The sequence below is a fragment of the Streptomyces sp. JJ36 genome, assembly GCF_021696945.1.
Classification (GTDB): domain Bacteria; phylum Actinomycetota; class Actinomycetes; order Streptomycetales; family Streptomycetaceae; genus Streptomyces.
The window spans coordinates 18,873-38,744 of the sequence record NZ_JACYHE010000043.1; the positions used below are offsets into that span (position 1 = coordinate 18,873).

20 protein-coding genes are annotated in these 19,872 nt (G+C 74.0%); 13 read left to right on the top strand and 7 right to left on the bottom strand.

Annotation, left to right across the window (positions count from 1 at the left end):
* Nucleotides 1-127: 127 nt before the first annotated feature.
* On the top strand, nt 128-934 hold the full coding sequence (locus tag HOY81_RS17005) for a potassium channel family protein (protein WP_237321277.1): 807 nt from the start codon (nt 128-130) through the stop codon (nt 932-934).
* Nucleotides 935-995: 61 nt separating this feature from the next.
* Here the strand turns inward: HOY81_RS17005 and HOY81_RS17010 are convergent, their stop codons facing one another.
* Nucleotides 996-1,337 carry a peptidase inhibitor family I36 protein gene (locus HOY81_RS17010; RefSeq protein ID WP_308341087.1) on the bottom strand — a complete coding sequence of 114 codons (342 nt, stop codon included), beginning with the start codon at nt 1,335-1,337 and terminating at the stop codon, nt 996-998.
* A 515-nt stretch (nt 1,338-1,852) separates the two neighbouring features.
* Nucleotides 1,853-3,463, bottom strand: a complete 1,611-nt coding sequence (locus HOY81_RS17015) for an MFS transporter (RefSeq protein ID WP_237321279.1) — start codon at nt 3,461-3,463, stop codon at nt 1,853-1,855.
* 286 nt (nt 3,464-3,749) lie between these two features.
* Here HOY81_RS17015 and HOY81_RS17020 point away from each other — a divergent pair, with 286 nt between their 5' ends.
* The 3 genes from HOY81_RS17020 (at nt 3,750) to HOY81_RS17030 (ending at nt 6,721) form a co-directional block, all read left to right on the top strand.
* A complete protein-coding gene (locus HOY81_RS17020) occupies nt 3,750-4,337 on the top strand; it encodes a TetR family transcriptional regulator (RefSeq protein WP_237321302.1) in 588 nt (195 codons plus the stop codon).
* Between the two features lie 197 nt (nt 4,338-4,534).
* Nucleotides 4,535-5,749, top strand: a complete 1,215-nt coding sequence (locus HOY81_RS17025) for an alpha/beta hydrolase (protein ID WP_237321303.1) — start codon at nt 4,535-4,537, stop codon at nt 5,747-5,749.
* A 45-nt stretch (nt 5,750-5,794) separates the two neighbouring features.
* Nucleotides 5,795-6,721: a DUF4429 domain-containing protein gene (locus HOY81_RS17030; protein ID WP_237321280.1), complete on the top strand. Its 927-nt coding sequence runs from the start codon at nt 5,795-5,797 to the stop codon at nt 6,719-6,721.
* Nucleotides 6,722-6,807: 86 nt separating this feature from the next.
* On the opposite strand, the gene HOY81_RS17035 is transcribed toward HOY81_RS17030, so the two are convergent.
* On the bottom strand, nt 6,808-7,659 hold the full coding sequence (locus HOY81_RS17035; RefSeq protein WP_237321281.1) for a serine hydrolase: 852 nt from the start codon (nt 7,657-7,659) through the stop codon (nt 6,808-6,810).
* Nucleotides 7,660-7,814: 155 nt separating this feature from the next.
* On the opposite strand from HOY81_RS17035, the gene HOY81_RS17040 reads away from it, so the two are divergent.
* Together HOY81_RS17040 and HOY81_RS17045 are read left to right on the top strand one after the other, a co-directional pair.
* On the top strand, nt 7,815-8,312 hold the full coding sequence (locus HOY81_RS17040; RefSeq protein ID WP_237321304.1) for a MerR family transcriptional regulator: 498 nt from the start codon (nt 7,815-7,817) through the stop codon (nt 8,310-8,312).
* A gap of 4 nt (nt 8,313-8,316) precedes the next feature.
* Nucleotides 8,317-9,357 carry an aldo/keto reductase gene (locus HOY81_RS17045; RefSeq protein WP_237321282.1) on the top strand — a complete coding sequence of 347 codons (1,041 nt, stop codon included), beginning with the start codon at nt 8,317-8,319 and terminating at the stop codon, nt 9,355-9,357.
* An 86-nt stretch (nt 9,358-9,443) separates the two neighbouring features.
* Here the strand turns inward: HOY81_RS17045 and HOY81_RS17050 are convergent, their stop codons facing one another.
* On the bottom strand, nt 9,444-10,118 hold the full coding sequence (locus HOY81_RS17050; protein ID WP_237321283.1) for a pirin-like bicupin family protein: 675 nt from the start codon (nt 10,116-10,118) through the stop codon (nt 9,444-9,446).
* A 42-nt stretch (nt 10,119-10,160) separates the two neighbouring features.
* Here HOY81_RS17050 and HOY81_RS17055 point away from each other — a divergent pair, with 42 nt between their 5' ends.
* The 5 genes from HOY81_RS17055 (at nt 10,161) to HOY81_RS17075 (ending at nt 15,155) form a co-directional block, all read left to right on the top strand.
* Nucleotides 10,161-11,423: a CdaR family transcriptional regulator gene (locus HOY81_RS17055; RefSeq protein ID WP_237321284.1), complete on the top strand. Its 1,263-nt coding sequence runs from the start codon at nt 10,161-10,163 to the stop codon at nt 11,421-11,423.
* A gap of 99 nt (nt 11,424-11,522) precedes the next feature.
* Entirely contained in the window at nt 11,523-12,458 is a 936-nt protein-coding gene (locus tag HOY81_RS17060) for an ACP S-malonyltransferase (RefSeq protein WP_237321285.1), read from the top strand.
* 13 nt (nt 12,459-12,471) lie between these two features.
* Nucleotides 12,472-13,476 (top strand): ketoacyl-ACP synthase III, encoded by a 1,005-nt coding sequence (locus tag HOY81_RS17065; protein WP_237321286.1) that lies wholly within the window; start codon nt 12,472-12,474, stop codon nt 13,474-13,476.
* A gap of 94 nt (nt 13,477-13,570) precedes the next feature.
* Nucleotides 13,571-13,819 (top strand): acyl carrier protein, encoded by a 249-nt coding sequence (locus HOY81_RS17070; RefSeq protein ID WP_237321287.1) that lies wholly within the window; start codon nt 13,571-13,573, stop codon nt 13,817-13,819.
* Between the two features lie 73 nt (nt 13,820-13,892).
* A complete protein-coding gene (locus tag HOY81_RS17075) occupies nt 13,893-15,155 on the top strand; it encodes a beta-ketoacyl synthase (RefSeq protein WP_237321288.1) in 1,263 nt (420 codons plus the stop codon).
* Nucleotides 15,156-15,276: 121 nt separating this feature from the next.
* Here HOY81_RS17075 and HOY81_RS17080 read toward each other — a convergent pair whose 3' ends face one another.
* Together HOY81_RS17080 and HOY81_RS17085 are read right to left on the bottom strand one after the other, a co-directional pair.
* Nucleotides 15,277-16,263, bottom strand: a complete 987-nt coding sequence (locus HOY81_RS17080; protein ID WP_237321289.1) for an NAD(P)-dependent oxidoreductase — start codon at nt 16,261-16,263, stop codon at nt 15,277-15,279.
* Between the two features lie 121 nt (nt 16,264-16,384).
* The gene (locus HOY81_RS17085; protein ID WP_237321290.1) at nt 16,385-16,879 is read right to left on the bottom strand and encodes a DUF3145 domain-containing protein; all 495 of its coding nucleotides are present in this window, start codon (nt 16,877-16,879) and stop codon (nt 16,385-16,387) included.
* A gap of 301 nt (nt 16,880-17,180) precedes the next feature.
* Between HOY81_RS17085 and HOY81_RS17090 the strand changes: the two genes are divergently transcribed.
* Nucleotides 17,181-18,128, top strand: coding sequence for an SGNH/GDSL hydrolase family protein (locus HOY81_RS17090; RefSeq protein WP_237321291.1), 948 nt, complete (start codon nt 17,181-17,183; stop codon nt 18,126-18,128).
* Between the two features lie 18 nt (nt 18,129-18,146).
* Here the strand turns inward: HOY81_RS17090 and HOY81_RS17095 are convergent, their stop codons facing one another.
* On the bottom strand, nt 18,147-18,686 hold the full coding sequence (locus tag HOY81_RS17095) for a MarR family winged helix-turn-helix transcriptional regulator (RefSeq protein ID WP_237321292.1): 540 nt from the start codon (nt 18,684-18,686) through the stop codon (nt 18,147-18,149).
* An 84-nt stretch (nt 18,687-18,770) separates the two neighbouring features.
* On the opposite strand from HOY81_RS17095, the gene HOY81_RS17100 reads away from it, so the two are divergent.
* Complete coding sequence (locus HOY81_RS17100) at nt 18,771-19,829, top strand: NADP-dependent oxidoreductase (protein WP_237321293.1); 1,059 nt, start codon at nt 18,771-18,773, stop codon at nt 19,827-19,829.
* The last annotated feature ends 43 nt before the right edge of the window (nt 19,830-19,872 follow it).

Here is a 19,872-nt window from a genome sequence, read left to right on the forward strand (position 1 = left end):
CCGGCCCGTCCGCGCGGTGCCCGGCCGGGCCGGGCACCGCCGTCGTCCCGGGCCGCGACGAGCCACCGGGGCGGGAACCGGCCGGGGGCGCGGACCGGCCGGCGGGGCCCCTTCTACGATTCCCGGCATGGGATACCCGACGCCGCCCGAGCCCGGCGAGGAGAACCAGGCCCGCTGGGAACGGCACACCCAGGCGCCGCTGCTGGGCATGTCGGTGCTCTTCGCCGTCGCCTACGCCCTGCCGATCGTGCGCCCCGGCATCGGCGACGGGGGCCGCCTGGCGTGCCTGAGCGTGGAGTGGGTGGTCTGGGCTGCCTTCGCCGTGGACTACGGGGTGCGCCTCTACCTCGCGCCGCACCGGCTGCGTTTCGTGCGCAGCCATCCGCTCGCCCTGGTGGCCGTGGCCCTGCCGCTGGTGAAGCCACTGCGGCTGCTCCGGCTGGTCTCCGCACTGCTGCTGGCCGGCCAGCGGGCCCGCATGGCCTCGCAGGTGCGGCTCACCACCTATGTCGCGGGCTCCTGTGCCGGCCTGCTGGTCTTCGGCTCGCTCGCCGTGCTGGAGGTGGAGCGGGACGCGCCGGGCAGCAGCATCCGGACCTTCGGGGACGCCGTGTGGTGGGCCTTCACCACCATGACGACGGTCGGCTACGGGGATCTCGCGCCGACCACACCGCTGGGCCGCCTGCTGGCGATCGGGCTGATGCTCTCCGGTATCGCGCTGCTGGGCGTGGTCACGGCGAACATCGCCGCCTGGTTCGTGGCCCGGGTCGAGCGGGAGGATGCCGAGAGCGAGCGGCACGCGGCGGCGCTGGCCGCCCTGACCACGGAGGTCCGTGAACTGCGGGCCGAGCTGGCGGAGCTGCGGGCCACGCCGGGCGCGGCGCGGGCGGCGCCGGCGCAAGGAGGTGTCCCCGCGGAGAGCCCGGGGCCGTAACGCCGCACGGAGGCGGGCAAGGGGCCGGGGGCGCGCGGCGGCACGGGGCAGGAGGGGCATCTCAGCGCTCCCAGATCTTGAAGGCCCGCACCTGGTACGCCGACTCCGGTGTCCAGGACCCCGAGGGGTGGGTGTGGAACTCGCCGGTCTCCCGGCACTCCGCGCTCTGATAGGCCGTGACCGGGCGTCCCGTGCGGTTGGCGTACGCGTCCGCGGTGAAGCCGGCGGGCAGCCGCACGCAGCTCTCGATGTCCGTCCCCGCGAGCTCATACGTCAGCCGTCTGCCGGAGAAGCCCGGATCCGCCCAGAAGCAGAGGACCCCGGCACCGCAGGCGCCGAGCCGGGGACCGTCCCCCGCCGCCGGGGCGACCGGCTGGGCCGCGGCGCCGGACGGGGCCGCCACGGAACCGCCGGCGGCCAGGGCGAGGGCCGCCCCGGCGACGACGCCGGCGGACAGCAGGCGGCGGGCGGTCCCGCTCCCGCTCCGGGAGCCGGTGCGCGACGCGGGCCCGGGACGGGAACCGCCCCGGGGGGCGGAGCCCGTGCCGGACGGGACGGCAGCCGGAACGGGCAGGACGGCGGCGGACGCGGAGCCAGGCATGGTGATCACTCCCCCGGGTCAGGCGGGACGGCCTCTCCGTCCCGCTCGTGATCAACCCTGTCGCCACCCGCTCCCACCTGCCAAGACCTGGTCGCCGAGTTCACCGGTACAGGTGGCCGCGCTGTCCACAACCCGTCGGTAGTCCACAGCTCCCGGGCCCCCGGCTCGCGCCCTCCCCTCCTGCCGTAGCCAAGCCGAAGCCCCGCCGAAGCCCCGCCGCAGCCCCGCCGACGCCACGACCGGCACAAGGCCGGCACAAGGCCGACAGACGCCGAAGCCCCGCGAGGCCCCCGCCCACGCCGGGCGGAGCGGGCACCTCAGACGTGCACCGCGGACCCGGTGTCCCGGCGCCCACGCCGGGTGAAGACCGCCACGCCCGCCGCCAGCACCGCCACGGTGCCCGCGACGGTGAACGCCAGCCCCATCCCGGAGACGAACGAGGCGTGCACCACCTCCGTCATCGCCTCCGCGACCCGCGGCGGCGTCCCCTCCGGAGCGGGCGGGGCGACGCCGACCTCCGCCGCGCTCCGCAGCCGCTCCGCCTGCTGCTCGCCGAGGGGCGGCAGCGGGGTGCCTGCCCACTTCTCCAGCAGCACCGCGTCCACCCGGGAGGCCATGACGGCGCCCAGCACGGCCGTACCGAGACTGCCGCCGACCTGCATGGCCGACTGCTGGAGGCCGCCGGCGACGCCCGCGTGCTCCAGCGGCGCGTTGCCCACGATGACCTCCGTGGCGCCCACCATCACCGGGGCGAGTCCCAGGCCGAGGAGCGCGAACCAGAGGGAGGTCACCGCCGTGCCGCTCTCCGCGTCCAGGGTCGACATCCCGAACATCGCGACGGCGGCCAGCACCATGGCCCCGACCAGAGGCCCGCGCGGGCCGACGCGGGTGATCAAGGTGCCGGCGAGCGGCGAGGAGACGATCATCATGGCCGTCAGCGGCAGAAGGTGCAGGCCGCTCTCCACCGGGCTCATCCCGTGCACGTTCTGCAGGTAGAAGGTGACGAAGAACAGCCCGCCCATGAAGCCGAACGCCATCAGCACCATGAGGACCGTGCCGGCCGACAGCGGCACCGAACGGAACATGCCGAGTGGGAGCAGCGGCTCCCGGGCCCGGGTCTCCCACAGCGCGAAGGCGGCGAAGGCCAGCCCCGCGAGGAGGAGGAAGCCCAGCGTGCGGCCGTCGCCCCAGCTCCACTCCGGGGCCTTGATGAGGGACCAGACCAGGCAGAACATGGCGCCGGAGAGCAGCACGACGCCGGGGAGGTCGAAGGAACGTGGGGCCTTCTCCGCACGGTGGTCCAGCAGCAGGACCAGGCCCGTCCCGAGGGCGACCAGGCCCACCGGGACGTTGATGTAGAAGACGGATTCCCAGCTCACATGCTCCACCAGCAGGCCGCCCACGATGGGGCCGGCGGCGGTGGAGGCGCCGATCACCGCGCCCCAGATCCCGATGGCGGCGTTCAGCCGCCCGGCGGGGAACGAGGCCCGCAGCAGCCCGAGCGCCGCGGGCATCAGCAGCGCCCCGCACAGGCCCTGCACCACCCGGAAGAGGATCACCAGGGACACGCTTCCGGCCAGCGCGATGGCCGCGGAGGCGGCGGCGAATCCGACGACGCCGGCCAGGAAGGTCTGGCGGTGGCCGAACCGGTCCCCCAGCTTGCCGGCGGTGATCAGGGAGACCGCCAGGGCGAGCAGATAGCCGTTGGTGATCCACTGCACGTCCGCCAGGGACGCGCCCAGGTCGCGCTGGATCGCGGGGTTGGCGATGGCGACGATGGTGCCGTCCAGAGCGACCATGGTGACGCCGAGGGCGACGGTGAGCAGGGTGAGCCAGGGATGGCCCCGCACTCCCCTGCGGCTTCGGGGCTCCGGCCCGGGTGACTGCTCCGCGTGGCCCGGCCGGGTGGTTGGGGTGTGTGCGCGCATGCCCGCCAGGCTAATGTCAGCCTCTGACACTTGAGAAATGAATGCAGGAGTCGGAGGCTGTCATCAAGCTCACCGATGCCGGGACCGCCTCTCACCTCGCAGTAGGGTGAGCGCGGCGCCGCGGAGGTCCACGCGGAATGCCACGGAGGACGCCGCGGAGAGCGGCACGCCCACGCCCGGAGAGCGGCAGCGTGGCCGGGCCCGGTGAGCAGGGACGAGGGAGGTGCCGGAAGTGACCGGACTGCGGGAGCGCAAGAAGCAGCGGACCCGGGACGCCCTGATCCGGATGGCGCACGAACTCTTCGTGGCGCAGGGGTACGAGCACACCACGGTCGACCAGATCACCGAGGCCGTCGACGTCTCGCAGCGCACCTTCTTCCGCTACTTCTCCAGCAAGGAGGACGTCGCCTTCGCGTTGCAGGACGAGACGGAGTCCGCGTTCTACGACGCCGTCTGCGCCCGCCCCGCCGGCGAGTCCCCCATGCGTGCCCTGCGCAACGCCCTGGACACCACCTGGGAGAGCCTCGGCGAGTCGATCCAGGAGGTCGTGCCGATCTCCGTGCACATGCGCATGTGGCACGTCATCGAGACCACACCGGCGCTGGTAGCGGTCCACCTGCGGCGTTCCACCGACATGGAGGACCGGCTGGCCGCCGTCTTCGCCCGGCGCGAGGGTCTGCCCACGGACGACCCGCGTCCCCGGGTGCTGACCGCGGCCTTCTCCGGGGTGATGCGTGCCGCCGGCCGGCAGTGGGGCGAGGGCCAGGACGTCACCGTCGATGCCGCCCGGCGCTGGATGGAGACCTATCTCGACCTGATGGGGCCGGTGCTGAGCGACGACTGGAGCCGCTCCACCAGCCACCCGGGCGGGTGAACTTCGCCGTCCCGCGGCCCGGGCGGCGGCCGTCCGGACGCCCCCGGCGCCCCGAAGCGCCGGGCCTTCCGGGCCCCCACCCCGGCTTCGCTGATCAGCTGCTCGAAACGTGAGATGACTCACGGCGTGTGTGCGCCGGCGAAGGCTTCTCCTAGGGTGTCGCCTTGGTGACTTCCTTCTCCGCACTCCGTCCCTCCCTGCCCGCCCCGGGCGTGTCCGCCTCCGAGGCGCAGGGCTCCACCGCCTGGCGCGCGCTGCTGACGCTGGCGGTGGCGTTCGTGCTGCTGGCCACCACCGGCTGGACGGCGGTCAAGCAGGACGGAGCACCGGGCCCGTTCGAGGCGGCGGTGCAGGCCTGGGAGGCGGACGGCCGGATCGCGGGCCGCGCACTGCCCGGGACGGACGCGCCCCCGCAGGCCGTCGCCGGCTTCTTCTCCTCGCTCTCCCCGGCCCAGCGGCACCGGCTGGCGGCCCGCCACCCCCTGGTCGTGGGCAATCTGGGCGGCGCCCCGGTGCAGCTCCGGTACCGCGCCAACCGGCTGGCCCTCGCCGAGGCACGGAGGACCGAGCGGCGGCGCATGCGCAGCGACCGCCTCACCGAGGCGGGGCGGAAGCACGCGGCCCGGCGGATGAAGCGCCTCTCCGCCCTGCTCGCGGAGGACCGCAAGATCCTGGCGTTCGATCCGAGCGGGCACGGGCGGGCCGCCGAGGTCTTCGGCGATCTGGCGCACGCACGGCGGGTCTCGGTGGTCGTCCCCGGCGTCGACACGGAGCTGCTCACCTTCGAGCGGGAGGACCGTGCGTACAGCGCACCCGCCGGCATGGCCGGCGCCCTGCAGAACGCCCAGCGGGCGGCCGCCCCGGCGGAGCCGACCGCGACCATCGCCTGGGCGGACTACTCGGCCCCGCTGGGCCTCGGGGTGGACGCCGCCTCGGTACCCATGGCGGAGGCCGGCGCCGAGCGCCTGGTCGGCTTCGTACGGGCGCTGCCGGGCCGGTCCCGGGTGACCCTGGTCTGTCACAGCTACGGCTCCGTGGTCTGCGGGGTGGCCGCCGACGACCTGCCGCGCCGGGTGGTGGACATCGCCGTGGCGGGCAGCCCCGGCATGCGCGCGGACGACGTCACCGAGCTGGGCACCGACGCCCGGGTGTGGGCGATGCGGGACGGGGACGACTGGATCGCGGACGTGCCGCATCTGGAGTTCGGAGGCCTGGGGCACGGCGCCGACCCGGTGGCCGCCGGGTTCGGCGCACGCCGGCTCTCGGCCGAGGGCGCCGCCGGCCACGCGGGCTACTTCGTGCCGGGGACCCGTAGTCTGCACAATCTCGCCGCGGTGGGGGCGGGACGGATGGGGACCGTCCTCTGCGCGGAGGGCGACACGGAGTGCGCGACGACGGACGGACGCGCGTAGCACGACAGGGGGACGAGCATGCAAGCGCCGCATACGATGGCCCACATGGGGGACGTACTGGCTGGCATCCACTCCACCTGGGAGTTCGGCTCCGACTCCCTACGCATCCGTTTCGAACGGGGGCTGCGCACGCCCAAGCTTCTGCAGGCGCTCGGGGAACGGCACATCCCGTACGAGGCGCTGCGGGACGTCGAGCTGACGGCGGGCGGCAAGCGCGGCACCGTGGTGCTGCGCGCCGTGCCCCGGGAAGGCGCCGACCCGCTGCTGGAGGCGGCCGCCGGCCAGCTCAAGGAGGGCAGCGACCCGTATCGCCTGGTGCTCCCCGCCGAGCGCGAGACCCTCGCCGAGTACTACGCCACCGAACTGCGGGCGGCGCTCGGCCCCGAGGCGTCCGAGCCCGCCGGGGCGTACCTGGTGGCGGCGCCCGCCGCACCGCTCAGCTTCAAGGCGTACGACGGGAAGGCGGCCTTCGACGGCACCACGGTGCGCTTCCGGTGGTTCTGGACGGGGGCGTCCTCGGCCAAGTGGAAGGCGGGGGACCAGGTCTTCTCCGTGGGCGAGCTGGCCGGGGTGGAATGGCGGTCGCCCGAGGTCTTCGACGGCCATCTGCGGCTGCTGCCCCGGGATGGAGAGTGCCGGGCGGGACGGGACGGTGACAGCACGCGGGAGTCGGGGATCGCCGCGGACCAGGACCCGGCAGCGGTGGTCTTCGGACTGGGATACGGGCTGGTGTACGAATCATTGCCGTTCGCCGCCTCGGTGCTCGCCGCCGTACAGGCGGCCGAGCCCGTTCCGGCGCTGGAGGCCGTGTCCGGCGGGCCGGGGATCGCGCGGCGCGCGGAGGGCCCCACACGCCGGGACCCGGCGGACATCGCCGAGCGCATCCGGCATCTCGGCGAACTGCATGCGGCCGGCCTGCTCACGGACGAGGAGTTCACCGCCAAGAAGGCGGAGCTGCTGGCCGAGCTCTGACCCCGGCCACCGCGGTGCCGCACCCGGCACGCGCCGGGACGGCTGCCCCGCCGGGCCCGGCACCGGCCCGGGCGCACGCCCCGGCGTCAGAGCGCCGCCAGCACCGCGTCCGTGAACGGCGGCCACTCCTCGATCGCCCAGGGCCCGAAGGCGCGGTCCGTCAGCACGACGCAGGCCGCGCCCGCCTCCGGGTCGACCCAGAGGAAGGTGCCGGACTGCCCGAAGTGCCCGAAGGTGCGAGCGGAGGACCGGCTGCCCGTCCAGTGCGGCTCCTTGCCGTCCCGGATCTCGAAACCGAGCCCCCAGTCGTTCGGCACCTGGTGGCCGTAGCCCGGGAGCACGCCCCTGAGCCCGGGGAAGACGACGCGGGTGGCCTCCGCCACGGTGGACGGCGCGAGGAGCCGCGGCGCCTGCACCTCGGTGGCGAACCGCACCAGGTCGTCGACCGTGGAGGTGGCGCTGTGCGCGGGCGAACCGGCCAGCTCGGTGTCCCGCATCGCCAGGGGCGCCAGCACGGCGTCACGCAGGTACTCCGCGAAGGGGATCTCGGTGGCCTTGGTGAGGTGGTCGGCCAGCGCGTCGAAACCGGTGTTCGAGTACAGCCGCCGGTCGCCGGGAGCGGCCATGGTCCGGTCCTCGTCGAAGGCGAGTCCCGACGCGTGCGCCAGCAGGTGCCGTACCGTGGAGCCCTCCGGCCCGGCGGGCTCGTCCAGCTCCAGCGCGCCCTCCTCCACCGCGACCAGCACCGCGTAGGCGGCCAGCGGCTTGGTGACGGAGGCGAGCGGGAAGCGGCGGCCGACCGGTCCGTGTGTCCCGGCGACGGTGCCGTCCGCCCGCACCACACCCGCCGCCGCGTGCGGCACCGGCCAGTCCTCGATCCTGCGCAGGGCCTCCCGCATGCCGCCCGGCGCCCCGCCCTGCACGCTCTGCTCGCTCATGTCCGCCAGCCTAGGTCGTCCGGGAGCGCCCGCCGCCGCCGGGGCGCGACCGCCCGGACCGTACGGCGACGTCCCGGGAGGCCACGGCACGTGATTCCTCTCCCGGCGCTTGCCTGGAGTGCACTCGAAGTCCGTAGCGTTCCACTATGACCGTGATGGAGCCCGTGACGGAGAACCAGCCGGCGGGGGAGGGGAACCGGCCCGGCCGCTGCGCCACCCGTGAGGCCGTGCACCCCCGCCCCGACGGAGAGGACCACTACACCATCAGCGAGGTCGCCGCCTGCACCGGCCTGAGCGCGCACACCCTCCGCTGGTACGAGCGCATCGGTCTGATGCCGCACGTCGACCGCTCGCACACCGGGCAGCGCCGCTTCACCAACCGGGACCTGGACTGGCTGAACCTGGTGGGCAAGCTGCGGCTGACCGGGATGCCGGTCGCGGACATGGTCCGGTACGCCGAACTCGTCCGGGCCGGCCGGCACACCGTGGCCGCGCGGCGGGAGCTGCTGGAGGAGACCCGCCGGGACGTGCGGCGGCGGATCGCCGAACTCCAGGAGACGCTCGCGGTCCTCGACTACAAGATCAGCATCTACGGGGAGGCAGAGCGTGCCTCCGCACCGGCCGGGCGCGGCACAGCGCCGGAAGGGGCTTGACCTGATGAGCACGGAGCAGAACGCGCGACGGACCACGGAGCAGATCGGCACCACGCGGCTCGGCGGCGACGGCCCGGAGGTCGGCGTCCAGGGACTGGGCTGCATGGGCATGAGCATGGCCTACGGCCCCACGGACGCCGACGCGGCGCGGGCCACCCTGGAACGCGCCCTGGAGCTGGGCGTCACCCTCTACGACACCGCGGACATGTACGGCAGCGGGGAGAACGAGCGGTTCCTCGCCCCCTTCGTCCGTGCACACCGCGACGAGATCGTGCTCGCCACCAAGTTCGGCGTCGTGCTGGACCCGGACGACCCCCTGGCACGCGGGGTGCGGAACGACGCCGCCTACGTGCGCACCTGTGTGGAGCAGAGCCTGCGGCGGCTCGGCGTCGAGACGATCGACCTGTACTACATGCACCGGCGGGACCCGCAGGTGCCGCTGGAGGAATCCGTCGGCGCGATGGGCGAACTGGTGCGGGAAGGGAAGGTCCGGCATCTGGGACTGAGCGAGGTGACGGGCAGCGAGCTGCGCGCCGCGCACGCCGTGCACCCGATCGCGGCACTGCAGTCGGAGTGGTCGGTCTTCAGCCGGGACGTCGAGGAGAACGCGGTGGACGCGGCGCGCGAACTGGGGGTCGCCTTCGTGCCCTACTCGCCGCTCGGCCGCGGCTTTCTCACCGGCTCCTTCTCCGACGCCGACAAGGAACTGACGCACGACGACTTCCGCCGGCACCAGCCGCGCTTCACCGGAGCCAACGCCGCGGCGAACGCCCGGCTGCTGGAGCCCCTGCGGGACGTCGCCGCGGCGCACGGGGCCACGCCGGGGCAGGTCGCGCTGGCCTGGGTGCAGCAGCGGCAGACGGTGCACGGGCTGCCCGTGGTGCCCATCCCGGGCACCCGGCGGCCGGGCCGGGTGGAGGAGAACACCGCCGCCACCAGAATCACCCTTACGGAGGACGAGCTGGCGCTGCTGGAGCCGATCGCGGCCCGGGTGACGGGCACCCGCTACGCGGACATGTCACTCACCTCGGCCGGACGGGACTGACGGCGGACCCCGCCCCGCTGCGCGCGGCCCGTGCGCGGCCGCAGGGTTCCGCACGGCCGTAGCGCCCAGCTCGGCAAGGGCCCTGCTCAGCCGTACGCGGGTTCGGCGTGCATCTCCCAGACCAGCAGCTCGGCGGGGCCGTCCGGCGCCCCGGCGACCAGCCCCTCGGCCCCGGTCACGCGCGCCGCGTCGCCGGGGCCGAGCCGCGTCCCGCCGATCTCGGCGGTGCCGCGGACGACCTGGGCGTGCACCCAGGCGGCGTCCGGCACCGCGGTGCGGCCGCCGTCGGGCAGCCGCCGTACGTGCAGCACCGCCTCGGTGCGCGGCAGCGCGAAGGGGGTGCCGTCCGCGATGCCGCGCACCACCTCGTACTCCGGTGCGCCGCCGAAGACCCCGGGGACGAGCCACATCTGGAGGAACCGCAGCGGCTCCTCCCCCGCGTTCCGCTCGACGTGCCGCACGCCGGACCCGGCGCCCAGCCGCTGGAGGTCGCCCGGCCGGATCCGGGTGGCGCGGCCGGTGGAGTCCCGGTGCTCCAGCTCGCCCTCGACCACCCAGGTCACGATCTCCACGTCCCGGTGCGGGTGCATCCCGAACCCCGCACCGGGGGCCAGCCGCTCCTCGTTGCAGGCGACGAGCAGGCCGAACCGGACGTTCTGCGGGTCGTAGAAGCCCGAGAAGGAGAAGGAGTGCCGGGTGTCGATCCCGGCCGCCGCGTCGCCGCCCCGGTACCGGTCCGCCGCACGCCGTACCTCAAGCATGTGCCCCACCGTAGCCGCCCCCGGCCCCGAGGACGGCACCCCATGAGGCAGGCTGGTGCCGTGCCAGAACGAACGCCCGACCCGCCCCCGGAACCGACGCCCGACCCCGCCGGCCGGCCCGACACCCCGGCCGAGCGGCTCCCCGAGCATCCGCACGCGGCCACCCTGAGACGGCTGGAGCAGTCCTCCGGCAAGCTCGCCGCGGCCGCCATCGCGCGCATGGACGAGCAGTTGCCGTGGTACCGCGCGATGCCGCCGGAGAACCGCTCGTGGATCGGTCTGGTGGCCCAGGCGGGCATCGCGGCCTTCACCGAGTGGTTCCGGCATCCCGAGACCCCACAGGCGATCAGCACCGACGTCTTCGGCACCGCCCCGCGCGAACTGACCCGGGCGATCACCCTGCGCCAGACCGTGGAGATGGTGCGCACCACCATCGAGGTCGTCGAGGCCGCCATCGACGAGGTGGCTGCGCCGGGCGACGAGTCGGTGCTGCGCGAGGCGCTGCTGGTGTACGCCCGCGAGATCGCCTTCGCCACCGCACAGGTGTACGCCCAGGCAGCGGAGGCGCGCGGCGCCTGGGACGCACGCCTGGAGTCGCTGGTGGTGAACGCGGTGCTCTCCGGGGAGGCGGACGAGGGCGCGGTCTCCCGCGCCGCGGCGCTCGGCTGGAACTCCCCGGAGCACGTCTCGGTGGTGCTCGGGACGGCACCCGACGGGGACAGCGAGCTGACCGTGGAGGCCATCCGGCGCGCCGCGCGACACGCCAAGCTCCAGGTCCTCACCGGGGTGCTCGGCAGCCGGCTGGTGGTCATCGCCGGAGGGTCGAACGACCCGCTGCGCACCGCGAAGTCGCTGATCGGACCGTATGCGCCGGGACCGGTGGTGGCCGGTCCGGTGGTGGGCGACCTGCTCTCCGCGACCCGCTCCGCACAGGCGGCCGCCGCCGGCCTGCGGGCCTGTCCGGCCTGGCCCGACGCGCCGCGGCCGGTGCTCGCGGACGACCTGCTGCCGGAGCGCGCGATGGCCGGAGACCCTGCCGCACGCGAGCTGTTGGTGGAGGAGATCTACAGACCGTTGGAGGCCGCCGGCTCGGCGCTGCTGGAAACACTGAGCGTCTATCTGGAGCAGGCGAGCAGCCTGGAGGGCGCCGCCCGGATGCTCTTCGTTCACCCCAACACCGTCCGCTACCGGCTGCGACGTGTGACAGATGTCACCGGTTGGTCCCCCTCCGACGTACGCTCAGCCTTTACGCTGCGTATCGCGCTGATTCTCGGACGGCTCGCCGACGGGGACCGGCAACCGTAGTTCTGGACCCCGGCTTTGTCGGGGCACCACAATTCCCCCGACCGTTCTTCGTCTCGGTCCCCACGGGCGGGGACCCTTGACACAAGAGAGAGTGAGAGAGTGCTCGTACTCGTCGCTCCCGGCCAAGGCGCGCAGAAGCCTGGCTTCCTGAACCCCTGGCTCGACCTCCCCGGCGTCGCCGACCGGCTCCGGGAGTGGTCGGACGCCATCGACCTCGACCTCGTGCACTACGGCACCGAGGCGGGCGCGGAGGAGATCCGCGACACCGCCGTCGCGCAGCCCCTGCTGGTCGCCTCCGCCCTGGTCTCGGCCGGGGCGCTGCTGGACGGTCTGGAGCCCGGGCGGGTGCTCGGCGCGACGGCCGGGCACAGCGTCGGCGAGCTGGCCGCCGCGGCGACCGCCGGGGTGTTCCCGGCCGGGACCGCGATGTCCCTCGTCCGGACCCGTGGCCGGGCGATGGCCGAGGCGGCCGCGGTCGCCGAGACCGGGATGTCCGCGGTGCTGGGCGGCGAGCCGGAGGCCGTCACCGCGCACCTGAAGGGCCTGGGGCTCACCCCGGCCAACATCAACGGCGGCGGGCAGATCGTGGCCGCCGGCACCGCCGAGCAGCTCGCGGCGCTGGCCGCGGACCGCCCGGAGGGCGCCCGGGTGATCCCGCTGAAGGTCGCGGGCGCCTTCCACACCGAGCACATGGCACCGGCCGTCACCACCCTCGAGGCCGCTGTCCGCGACGTCGCCGCCGAGGACCCGGCGATCCGCTACGTCTCCAACAAGGACGGCCAGGTCGTCGCCTCCGGCGACGAGGTCGTCCAGCGCCTGGTCGGCCAGGTGGCCAACCCCGTCCGCTGGGACCTGTGCATGGAGACCTTCCAGGAACTCGGCGCCACCGCGCTGATCGAGGTCTGCCCCGGCGGGACCCTGACCGGTCTGGCCAAGCGCGGCCTGCCCGGCGTGCAGACGCTGGCGCTGAAGTCCCCCGACGATCTCGACGCGGCCCGCGCGCTCGTCACCGAGCACGCCGCCACGGCCGAATAGGAGCCTCGAGAGCATGACCGCGAAGATCAGGCCCGCCAAGGGCGCACCGTACGCCCGGATCCGCGGCGTCGGCGGCTACCGCCCGACCCGGGTGGTGCCCAACGAGGAGATCCTGCAGCACATCGACTCCTCCGACGAGTGGATCCGGTCCCGTTCCGGCATCTCGACCCGGCACTGGGCCGGTCCCGACGAGACGGTCACCGAGATGACGCTGGAGGCCGCCGGCAAGGCGGTCGCCGATGCCGGGATCACGGCGGCGGACATCGACGCGGTGGTGATCTCGACGGTCTCCCACTTCAAGCAGACCCCCTCGGTCGCGACCGAGATCACCCACCGGCTGGGGGCGGGGAAGGCCGCGGCCTTCGACATCAACGCCGGCTGTGCGGGCTTCGGCTACGGGCTCGCGCTCGCCAAGGGCATGATCGTCGACGGCAGCGCGGAGCACGTGCTCGTCGTCGGCGCGGAGCGGCTCTCCGATCTGACGGACCTCACCGACCGGTCCACCGCCTTCCTCTTCGGCGACGGTGCCGGCGCCGTCATCGTCGGTCCCGCCGACGAGCCGGGCATCGGCCCCGTGGTGTGGGGCTCGGAGGGCGACAAGGCGGACGTCATCTCCCAGACGGTGGCGTGGGACCACTACCGCGACCACCCGGTGGAGAAGTTCCCGGCGATCCGCCAGGAGGGCCAGACCGTCTTCCGCTGGGCCGTCTTCGAGATGGCCAAGGTCGCCCAGCAGGCCCTGGACGCGGCCGGCGTGCCGGCGGAGGACCTGGACGTCTTCATCCCGCACCAGGCCAACATGCGGATCGTCGACTCGATGGTGAAGACCCTCAAGCTGCCGGAGCACGTCACGGTCGCCCGGGACGTGGAGACCACCGGCAACACCTCGGCCGCCTCCATCCCGCTCGCCATGGAGCGGCTGCTGGCGACCGGGCAGGCGAAGAGCGGCGACACCGCACTCGTGATCGGTTTCGGGGCGGGTCTGGTCTACGCCGCGACGGTCGTTACTCTCCCCTGACAAGATCAGTGCGCGGACCGCCCTGCTCAGCGGCCCGCGCGCCGCACCACGTACTGCACACCGCAGTCGGAACGACACCGAAGGAGCGCCTCAGATGGCCGCCACGAAGGAAGAGATCATCGCCGGTCTCGCCGAGATCGTCAACGAGATCGCCGGGATCCCCACCGAGGACGTCCAGGAGGACAAGTCCTTCACCGACGACCTGGACGTGGACTCGCTGTCCATGGTCGAGGTGGTCGTCGCCGCCGAGGAGCGGTTCGACGTGAAGATCCCGGACGACGACGTCAAGAACCTGAAGACCGTCGGCGACGCGACGAAGTACATCCTGGACCACCAGAGCTGAGCCGGCCTGTCGCCACCCCGCGGTGGCGCCACCGCGGCACCGTGAACCCCTCAACCGTGGAGAAAGAATCCCGATGAACGCGACCCAACACTCCGTGGTCGTCACCGGTATCGGCGCAACCACACCGCTGGGTGGCGACAGTGCCTCGGCCTGGGAGGGCCTGGTCGCCGGTCGCTCCGGCGTACGCCTCCTGGAGCAGGACTGGGCGGCCGAGCTGCCGGTCCGCATCGCCGCGCCGGTCGCGGTGGAGCCCACCGAGCTGATCCCCCGTCCGCAGGCCCGCAAGATGGACCGCTCGGCGCAGTTCGCGCTGGTCGCAGCCCGCGAGGCCTGGCAGGACGCGGGCTTCAGCGCCCGGGCGGGAGAGGAGGCGGCCGTCGACCCGGACCGGCTCGGCACCGTCATCGCCTCCGGCATCGGCGGCGTCACCACGCTCCTCGACCAGTACGACGTGCTGCGGGAGAAGGGCGTCCGCAAGGTGTCGCCGCACACCGTGCCGATGCTCATGCCGAACAGCCCGTCGGCGAACGTCGGGCTGGAGGTCAACGCCCGGGCGGGCGTGCACACCCCGGTCAGCGCCTGCGCCTCGGGCTCGGAGGCCATCGGGTACGCGGTGGAGATGATCCGCACCGGCCGGGCGGACGTCGTCGTCGCGGGCGGCACGGAGGCGGCCATCCACCCGCTGCCGATCGCCGCGTTCGGCAACATGATGGCGATGTCGAAGAACAACGAGGACCCGGCGGGCGCCTCGCGGCCCTTCGACGTCGACCGGAACGGGTTCGTGCTGGGCGAGGGCGCCGGGGTGCTGGTGCTGGAGTCCGCCGAGCACGCGGCCCGGCGCGGCGCCCGGGTGTACGCGGAGGCCGTGGGCCAGGGCATCTCGGCCGACAGCCACCACATCACCCAGCCGGAGCCCAGCGGGAACGGCATCGCGCACGCCCTGCAGAACCTGATGGCCGGCACCGACCTGCAGGCCGAGGAGATCGTGCACGTCAACGCGCACGCGACCTCCACGCCGCAGGGCGACATCGCGGAGCTGCTGGCACTGCGCAAGGTCTTCGGTACGGACGTGGACCACATGGCGGTCTCCGCCACCAAGTCGATGACCGGTCACCTGCTCGGCGGTGCCGGAGGCATCGAGACGGTGGCCGCCATCCAGGCGCTCCACCACCGGCAGGCGCCGCCGACGATCAACATCGCCACCCTCGATCCGGAGGCGGACGCCGACATCGTCCGGGGTGCACCGCGGAAGCTCCCCGAGGGCCGCATCGTGGCGCTCAACAACTCCTTCGGCTTCGGCGGTCACAACGTGGTGCTGGCCTTCCGCACCGTCTGACCGAAGCGTCCGGCCGAGGCACGGTACGCCTCCGCACCAGGCCCGGGCCGCCGCAGCGCAGGCTGCGGCGGCCCGGGCCTCGCCGGTGCTTCCGGCTGTGCGCGTCCCGGAGCCGCGGCGGCTACCGCTGCCCGCCCTCCGGGCCCCTCTGCCGCCGGTCCGCTGCACCGCCGTCCTGCTCGCCGTCCGCCGCACCGCCCGCCCCACCGGCCCCTTCGGCCTCTTCGGCCAGTTCAGCCCCGGCGAACCCGGCAAAGTACGAGGCCGCCATGTCCTCGTGGGCGTGGCCCTGGCGCGCGGCCCGCCGGAAACGCTCGGCCCCGGCGGCGGCCAGGTCCATCCGTACGCCCGCCGCCCCGGCCGCGGCGACGATCAGCCGGGCGTCCTTCTCCGCCGTCGCCACGGCGAAGCTCGGCTCGAACCGCCCCGAACGGATCACCTCGGACTTCGCACGCAGATACCCCATGTCCAGCGGTCCCCCGGCGACCGCGTCCAGGAAGCGCTGCGGGTCCACGCCGAGGCCCTCGGCCAGCGCCAGCGCCTCCGCGACACCGTGCGTGACCGTGAGGACCCAGCTGTTGCACACCAGCTTGAGACGGGTGGCCTCGCCCGGGCGTTCGCCCACCCACACCGTGCGCGCGGCCACGGCGTCCAGCACGGGCTCCAGCGGCGTACGGGCCTCCTCCGGCCCGGCGGCGAGCACGGTCAGCGTGCCCTGCTCGGCCGGCTCCCGGGTGCCCAGCACGGGTGCGTCGACGAAGCGCAGGCCGTGCTCCTCGGCGAGGGCCACGAAGGTCCCCGCCTCCTCCGGGCCGGCGGTGGTGGTCTGCAGCCACACCGCGCCGGGCCGCAGGGCCGGGGTCGCGGCCCGCATGCTCTCCAGGGCCGCCGCCCCGTCGTGGACCATGGTGAGCACCACCGAGGCCCCGTCGGCGGCCTCCGCGGGAGTACCGGCGACCCGGGCCCCGTCCGCGGCGAGCGGCTCGGCACGGGCCCGGGTACGGTTCCAGACCCGGACGTCGAGCCCGGCACGGCAGAGGTTGCGGGCCATGGCGGAACCCATGATTCCGGTGCCCAGCACGGCGACTGACAGCTTCTCGGGTGACATGGCGGCACGGTACGGCCTGGAGCGCGCTCCAGGGCAAGGATGCGGCACGGCGTGGCGGACCGGGCGGGCGACCGTGGCGGCGGCGGCCCCTCCGGGCGGCGGCGCAGGCGCCGGCCAGACCCTAGACCACCTGGTGCAGCCAGCGCACGGGGGCGCCCTCGCCCGCGTAGCGGAAGGGCTCCAGTTCGTCGTCCCAGGGCTTGCCGAGCAGCCGGGCGATCTCCGCCTCCAGCTCGCTCTCCCCGCGGGTCGCACGGGCCACGGCGGCCCGCAGCCGGTCCTCGGGGATGAGAATGTCCCCGTGCATGCCGGTGACCGCGTGGAACATGCCGAGCTCGGGGGTGGAGCTGTAGCGCTCGCCCTCCGCCGTGGCGCACGGCTCGGCGGTCACCTCGAAGCGCAGCAGGTGCCAGCCGCGCAGCGAGGAGGCCAGCTTGGAGGCGGTGCCGGGATCGCCCTGCCAGGAGAACTCCGAGCGCCAGGTGCCGGGGGAGGCGGGCTGTCTGATCCAGTCGAGGGCCACGCGGCTGCCGAGGACTCCAGCCACGGCCCACTCGACGTGCGGGCACAGCGCGCGGGGCGCGGAGTGCACGAACAGAACTCCACGTGTCGTCACCGGGACCTCCAGTGCGGTTCGAGGTGCGCCTTCCCCAGCGGCCTCGACTACCTACCGGTCATGCGCCGGATCAGCGCCTGACATTCTGCACCATCGGTCACTTCCCTACGAGCTCCCGAGGTGACGAACAGTAAACACCATTGCGGGCAATTATCCCCGAAAGGGACACTGGGTGACGTCGTGTGATTTTCCACCGTCACCCGGGCCGCGCAGGTCCACCGCCCTGGGAGAAAGCTACCGCGCCACGCCGGGCGGCGAGTGACGTACCGTCGGATGAAACCCGGAATCGTGGGGAGCAGGGATGCGAGACGACGACGCGGAGGCGGCAGCGAGCGCGCCACCGCCCCGCCGCACGCCGTCGCGCGCCCGGATCCGCACCGTCGTCGCCGGGGCCCTGCTGCTGCCGATCCTGGCGGGAGTGGGGTTCGCCGCCTGCGGGGACGAGGCCCCGGACGCGGGACCACCCCCGGACGCCCACCGGGCTGAGGCGCCGGCGCGCCCGTCCCCCACGCCCTCCTGGGACCGCAGCCCGGACTCGCTCGCCGCGGTCGGCGACTCGATCACCCGCGCCTTCGACGCCTGTTCGCTGCTGGCCGACTGCCCCGGCGCCTCCTGGGCGACGGGCACCGATCCGGAGATCGACAGTCTGGCCGCACGGCTGCTCGACGACCCCGCGAAGCGGAGCTGGAACTTCGCGGAGAGCGGGGCGCTCATGGCGGACCTGCCGGACCAGATGGAACGCGCGGCCCGAAAGGCTCCGGAGCTGGTCACGGTCATGGCCGGCGGTAACGACGCCTGCCGCCCGACGGTCGACGCGATGACTCCGGTGGCCGACTTCCGCGCCCAGCTCCGCCGGGCCCTGCGCGTGCTGCGCCGGGAGGCGCCCGGGACACAGGTGTACGTGGCGAGCGTGCCGAACCTCCGGCGGCTGTGGTCCGAGGGCCGGAAGAACCCGCTGGGCCGGCGCATCTGGGACCTGGGCATCTGCCAGTCCATGCTGCGCGACCCGCAGGCGACGGGCCGGGCCGCGACGCAGCGGCGCTCCCTGGTGCACACGCGGGTCCTTGCGTACAACCGGGTACTGGAAGAGGTCTGCGCCACGGACGAGAAGTGCCGCTACGACGGCGGCGCGGTCTTCGGCTTCCGGTTCACCGAGGAGGAGTTGAGCCGGTGGGACTGGTTCCACCCGAGCCGGGAGGGGCAGCGGGAACTCGCGGAACTGGCCTACCGCCGGATCACGGCACCCTGACGCCGCGCGCCGGCGCCGTCACCCGGCGCCGCGGTGCGCAGCGTCGCCGGGCGGCTCACCCGGGGCGCTGCCGTCCGGGGTGCCGGCGTCCGGGGCACTGCCGCCCGCCGTGCTCTCGCCCAGCATCCGGCGCAGCAGGTCCCGCAGGAGCCGGCGCTCCAGCGAGGTGAGCCCGGCCAGCGGCTCGCGGGCGAAGTCGAGCGAGCCCCGCAGGCCCTCCGCCGTGCTGCGGCCCGACGCGGTGGCGGCCGCCAGCTTGACCCTGCGGTCCGCCGGGTCCGGGCGCCGCTCGACAAGACCGCGGGCCTCCAGCCGGTCGACTATGCCCGTGACGTTGGACGGCTCGCACTTCAGGCGCACGGCCACCTTGCGCATCGGCATCGGCTCGCGGGCGAGCAGCGCCAGCACCCGCGCCTGGGCCCCGGTCAGCGCGTGCTCGGCGGCCGCGAGCTCGTACTCCTCGTGATACCGCGCCACGACGGTGCCGATGAGATCGACGACCTCGCGGGTGAGGGGGTCGGCGGGCCCGCCGGTGGGGGGCGCTGGTGAGGTGGCCATGGCACGCAGCGTACCCGATTGCTTGACAACCTGAAATATTCAGGTGCACAGTTCTTTCAGCATCTGAAGCATCTGGAGGACCGCATGACCCCGCCCGTTCCCGCCGATCCCGCCTCCCCCCAGCCCGCCGCGCTCCCGTCCACCGGGCGCGAGTGGCACCTGGTCGCCCGCCCGCAGGGCTGGCCGACCCCGGAGAACTTCGCCCTCCGGGAGGCTCCGGTGGCCGCCCCCGGAGAGGGCGAGCTCCTCGTGCGCAACCTCTTCCTCTCCGTCGACCCGTACATGCGCGGGCGGATGAACGACGTGAAGTCCTATGTCCCTCCCTTCCAGCTCGACCAGCCGATGGACGGCGGCGCCGTCGGCGTCGTGCTGGCCTCCCGGGCTGAGGGCTTCGCGCCCGGCGACCACGTGCTGCACGGGCTGGGCTGGCGGGAGTTCGCGACGCTGGACGCCCGGCACGCGACGGTGGTCTCCGCCGACGCCGCCCCGCTCAGCACCTACCTGGGAGTGCTGGGCATGCCCGGTCTCACGGCCTACGCGGGACTGCTGGAGGTGGCCTCCTTCCGCGCCGGCGACGCCGTCTTCGTGTCCGGCGCGGCAGGTGCCGTGGGCAGCCAGGTCGGCCAGATCGCCCGGATCAAGGGCGCCTCCCGGGTGATCGGCAGCGCCGGCTCGGACGAGAAGGTCCGGATGCTCACCGAGGAGTACGGCTTTGACGCCGCCTTCAACTACAAGAACGGCCCGGTGGCGGCCCAGTTGAAGGAGGCGGCGCCGGACGGCATCGACGTCTACTTCGACAACGTCGGCGGCGAGCACCTGGAGGCTGCCATCTCCTCGCTCAACGTGCACGGGCGGGCGACCATCTGCGGCATGATCGCCCAGTACAACGCCACGGAGCCGCCCGCGGCGCCCCGGAACCTCGCCCTGGTGATCGGCAAGCGGCTGCGGCTCGAGGGGATGCTGGTGGGGGATCACGCCGCGCTCCAGCCGCAGTTCGTCGAGGAGGTGTCCGCCTGGATCCGCTCCGGTGAACTGACCTACCGGGAGACGGTCGTGGACGGAGTGGAGAACGCCGCGGACGCCTTCCTGGGCCTGCTCAAGGGGGAGAACACCGGCAAGATGGTGGTCCGCCTGGACGGCTGACACCGGCAGCGGCCCCTGCCCCGCGGCGGTCCGCCGCTATGAC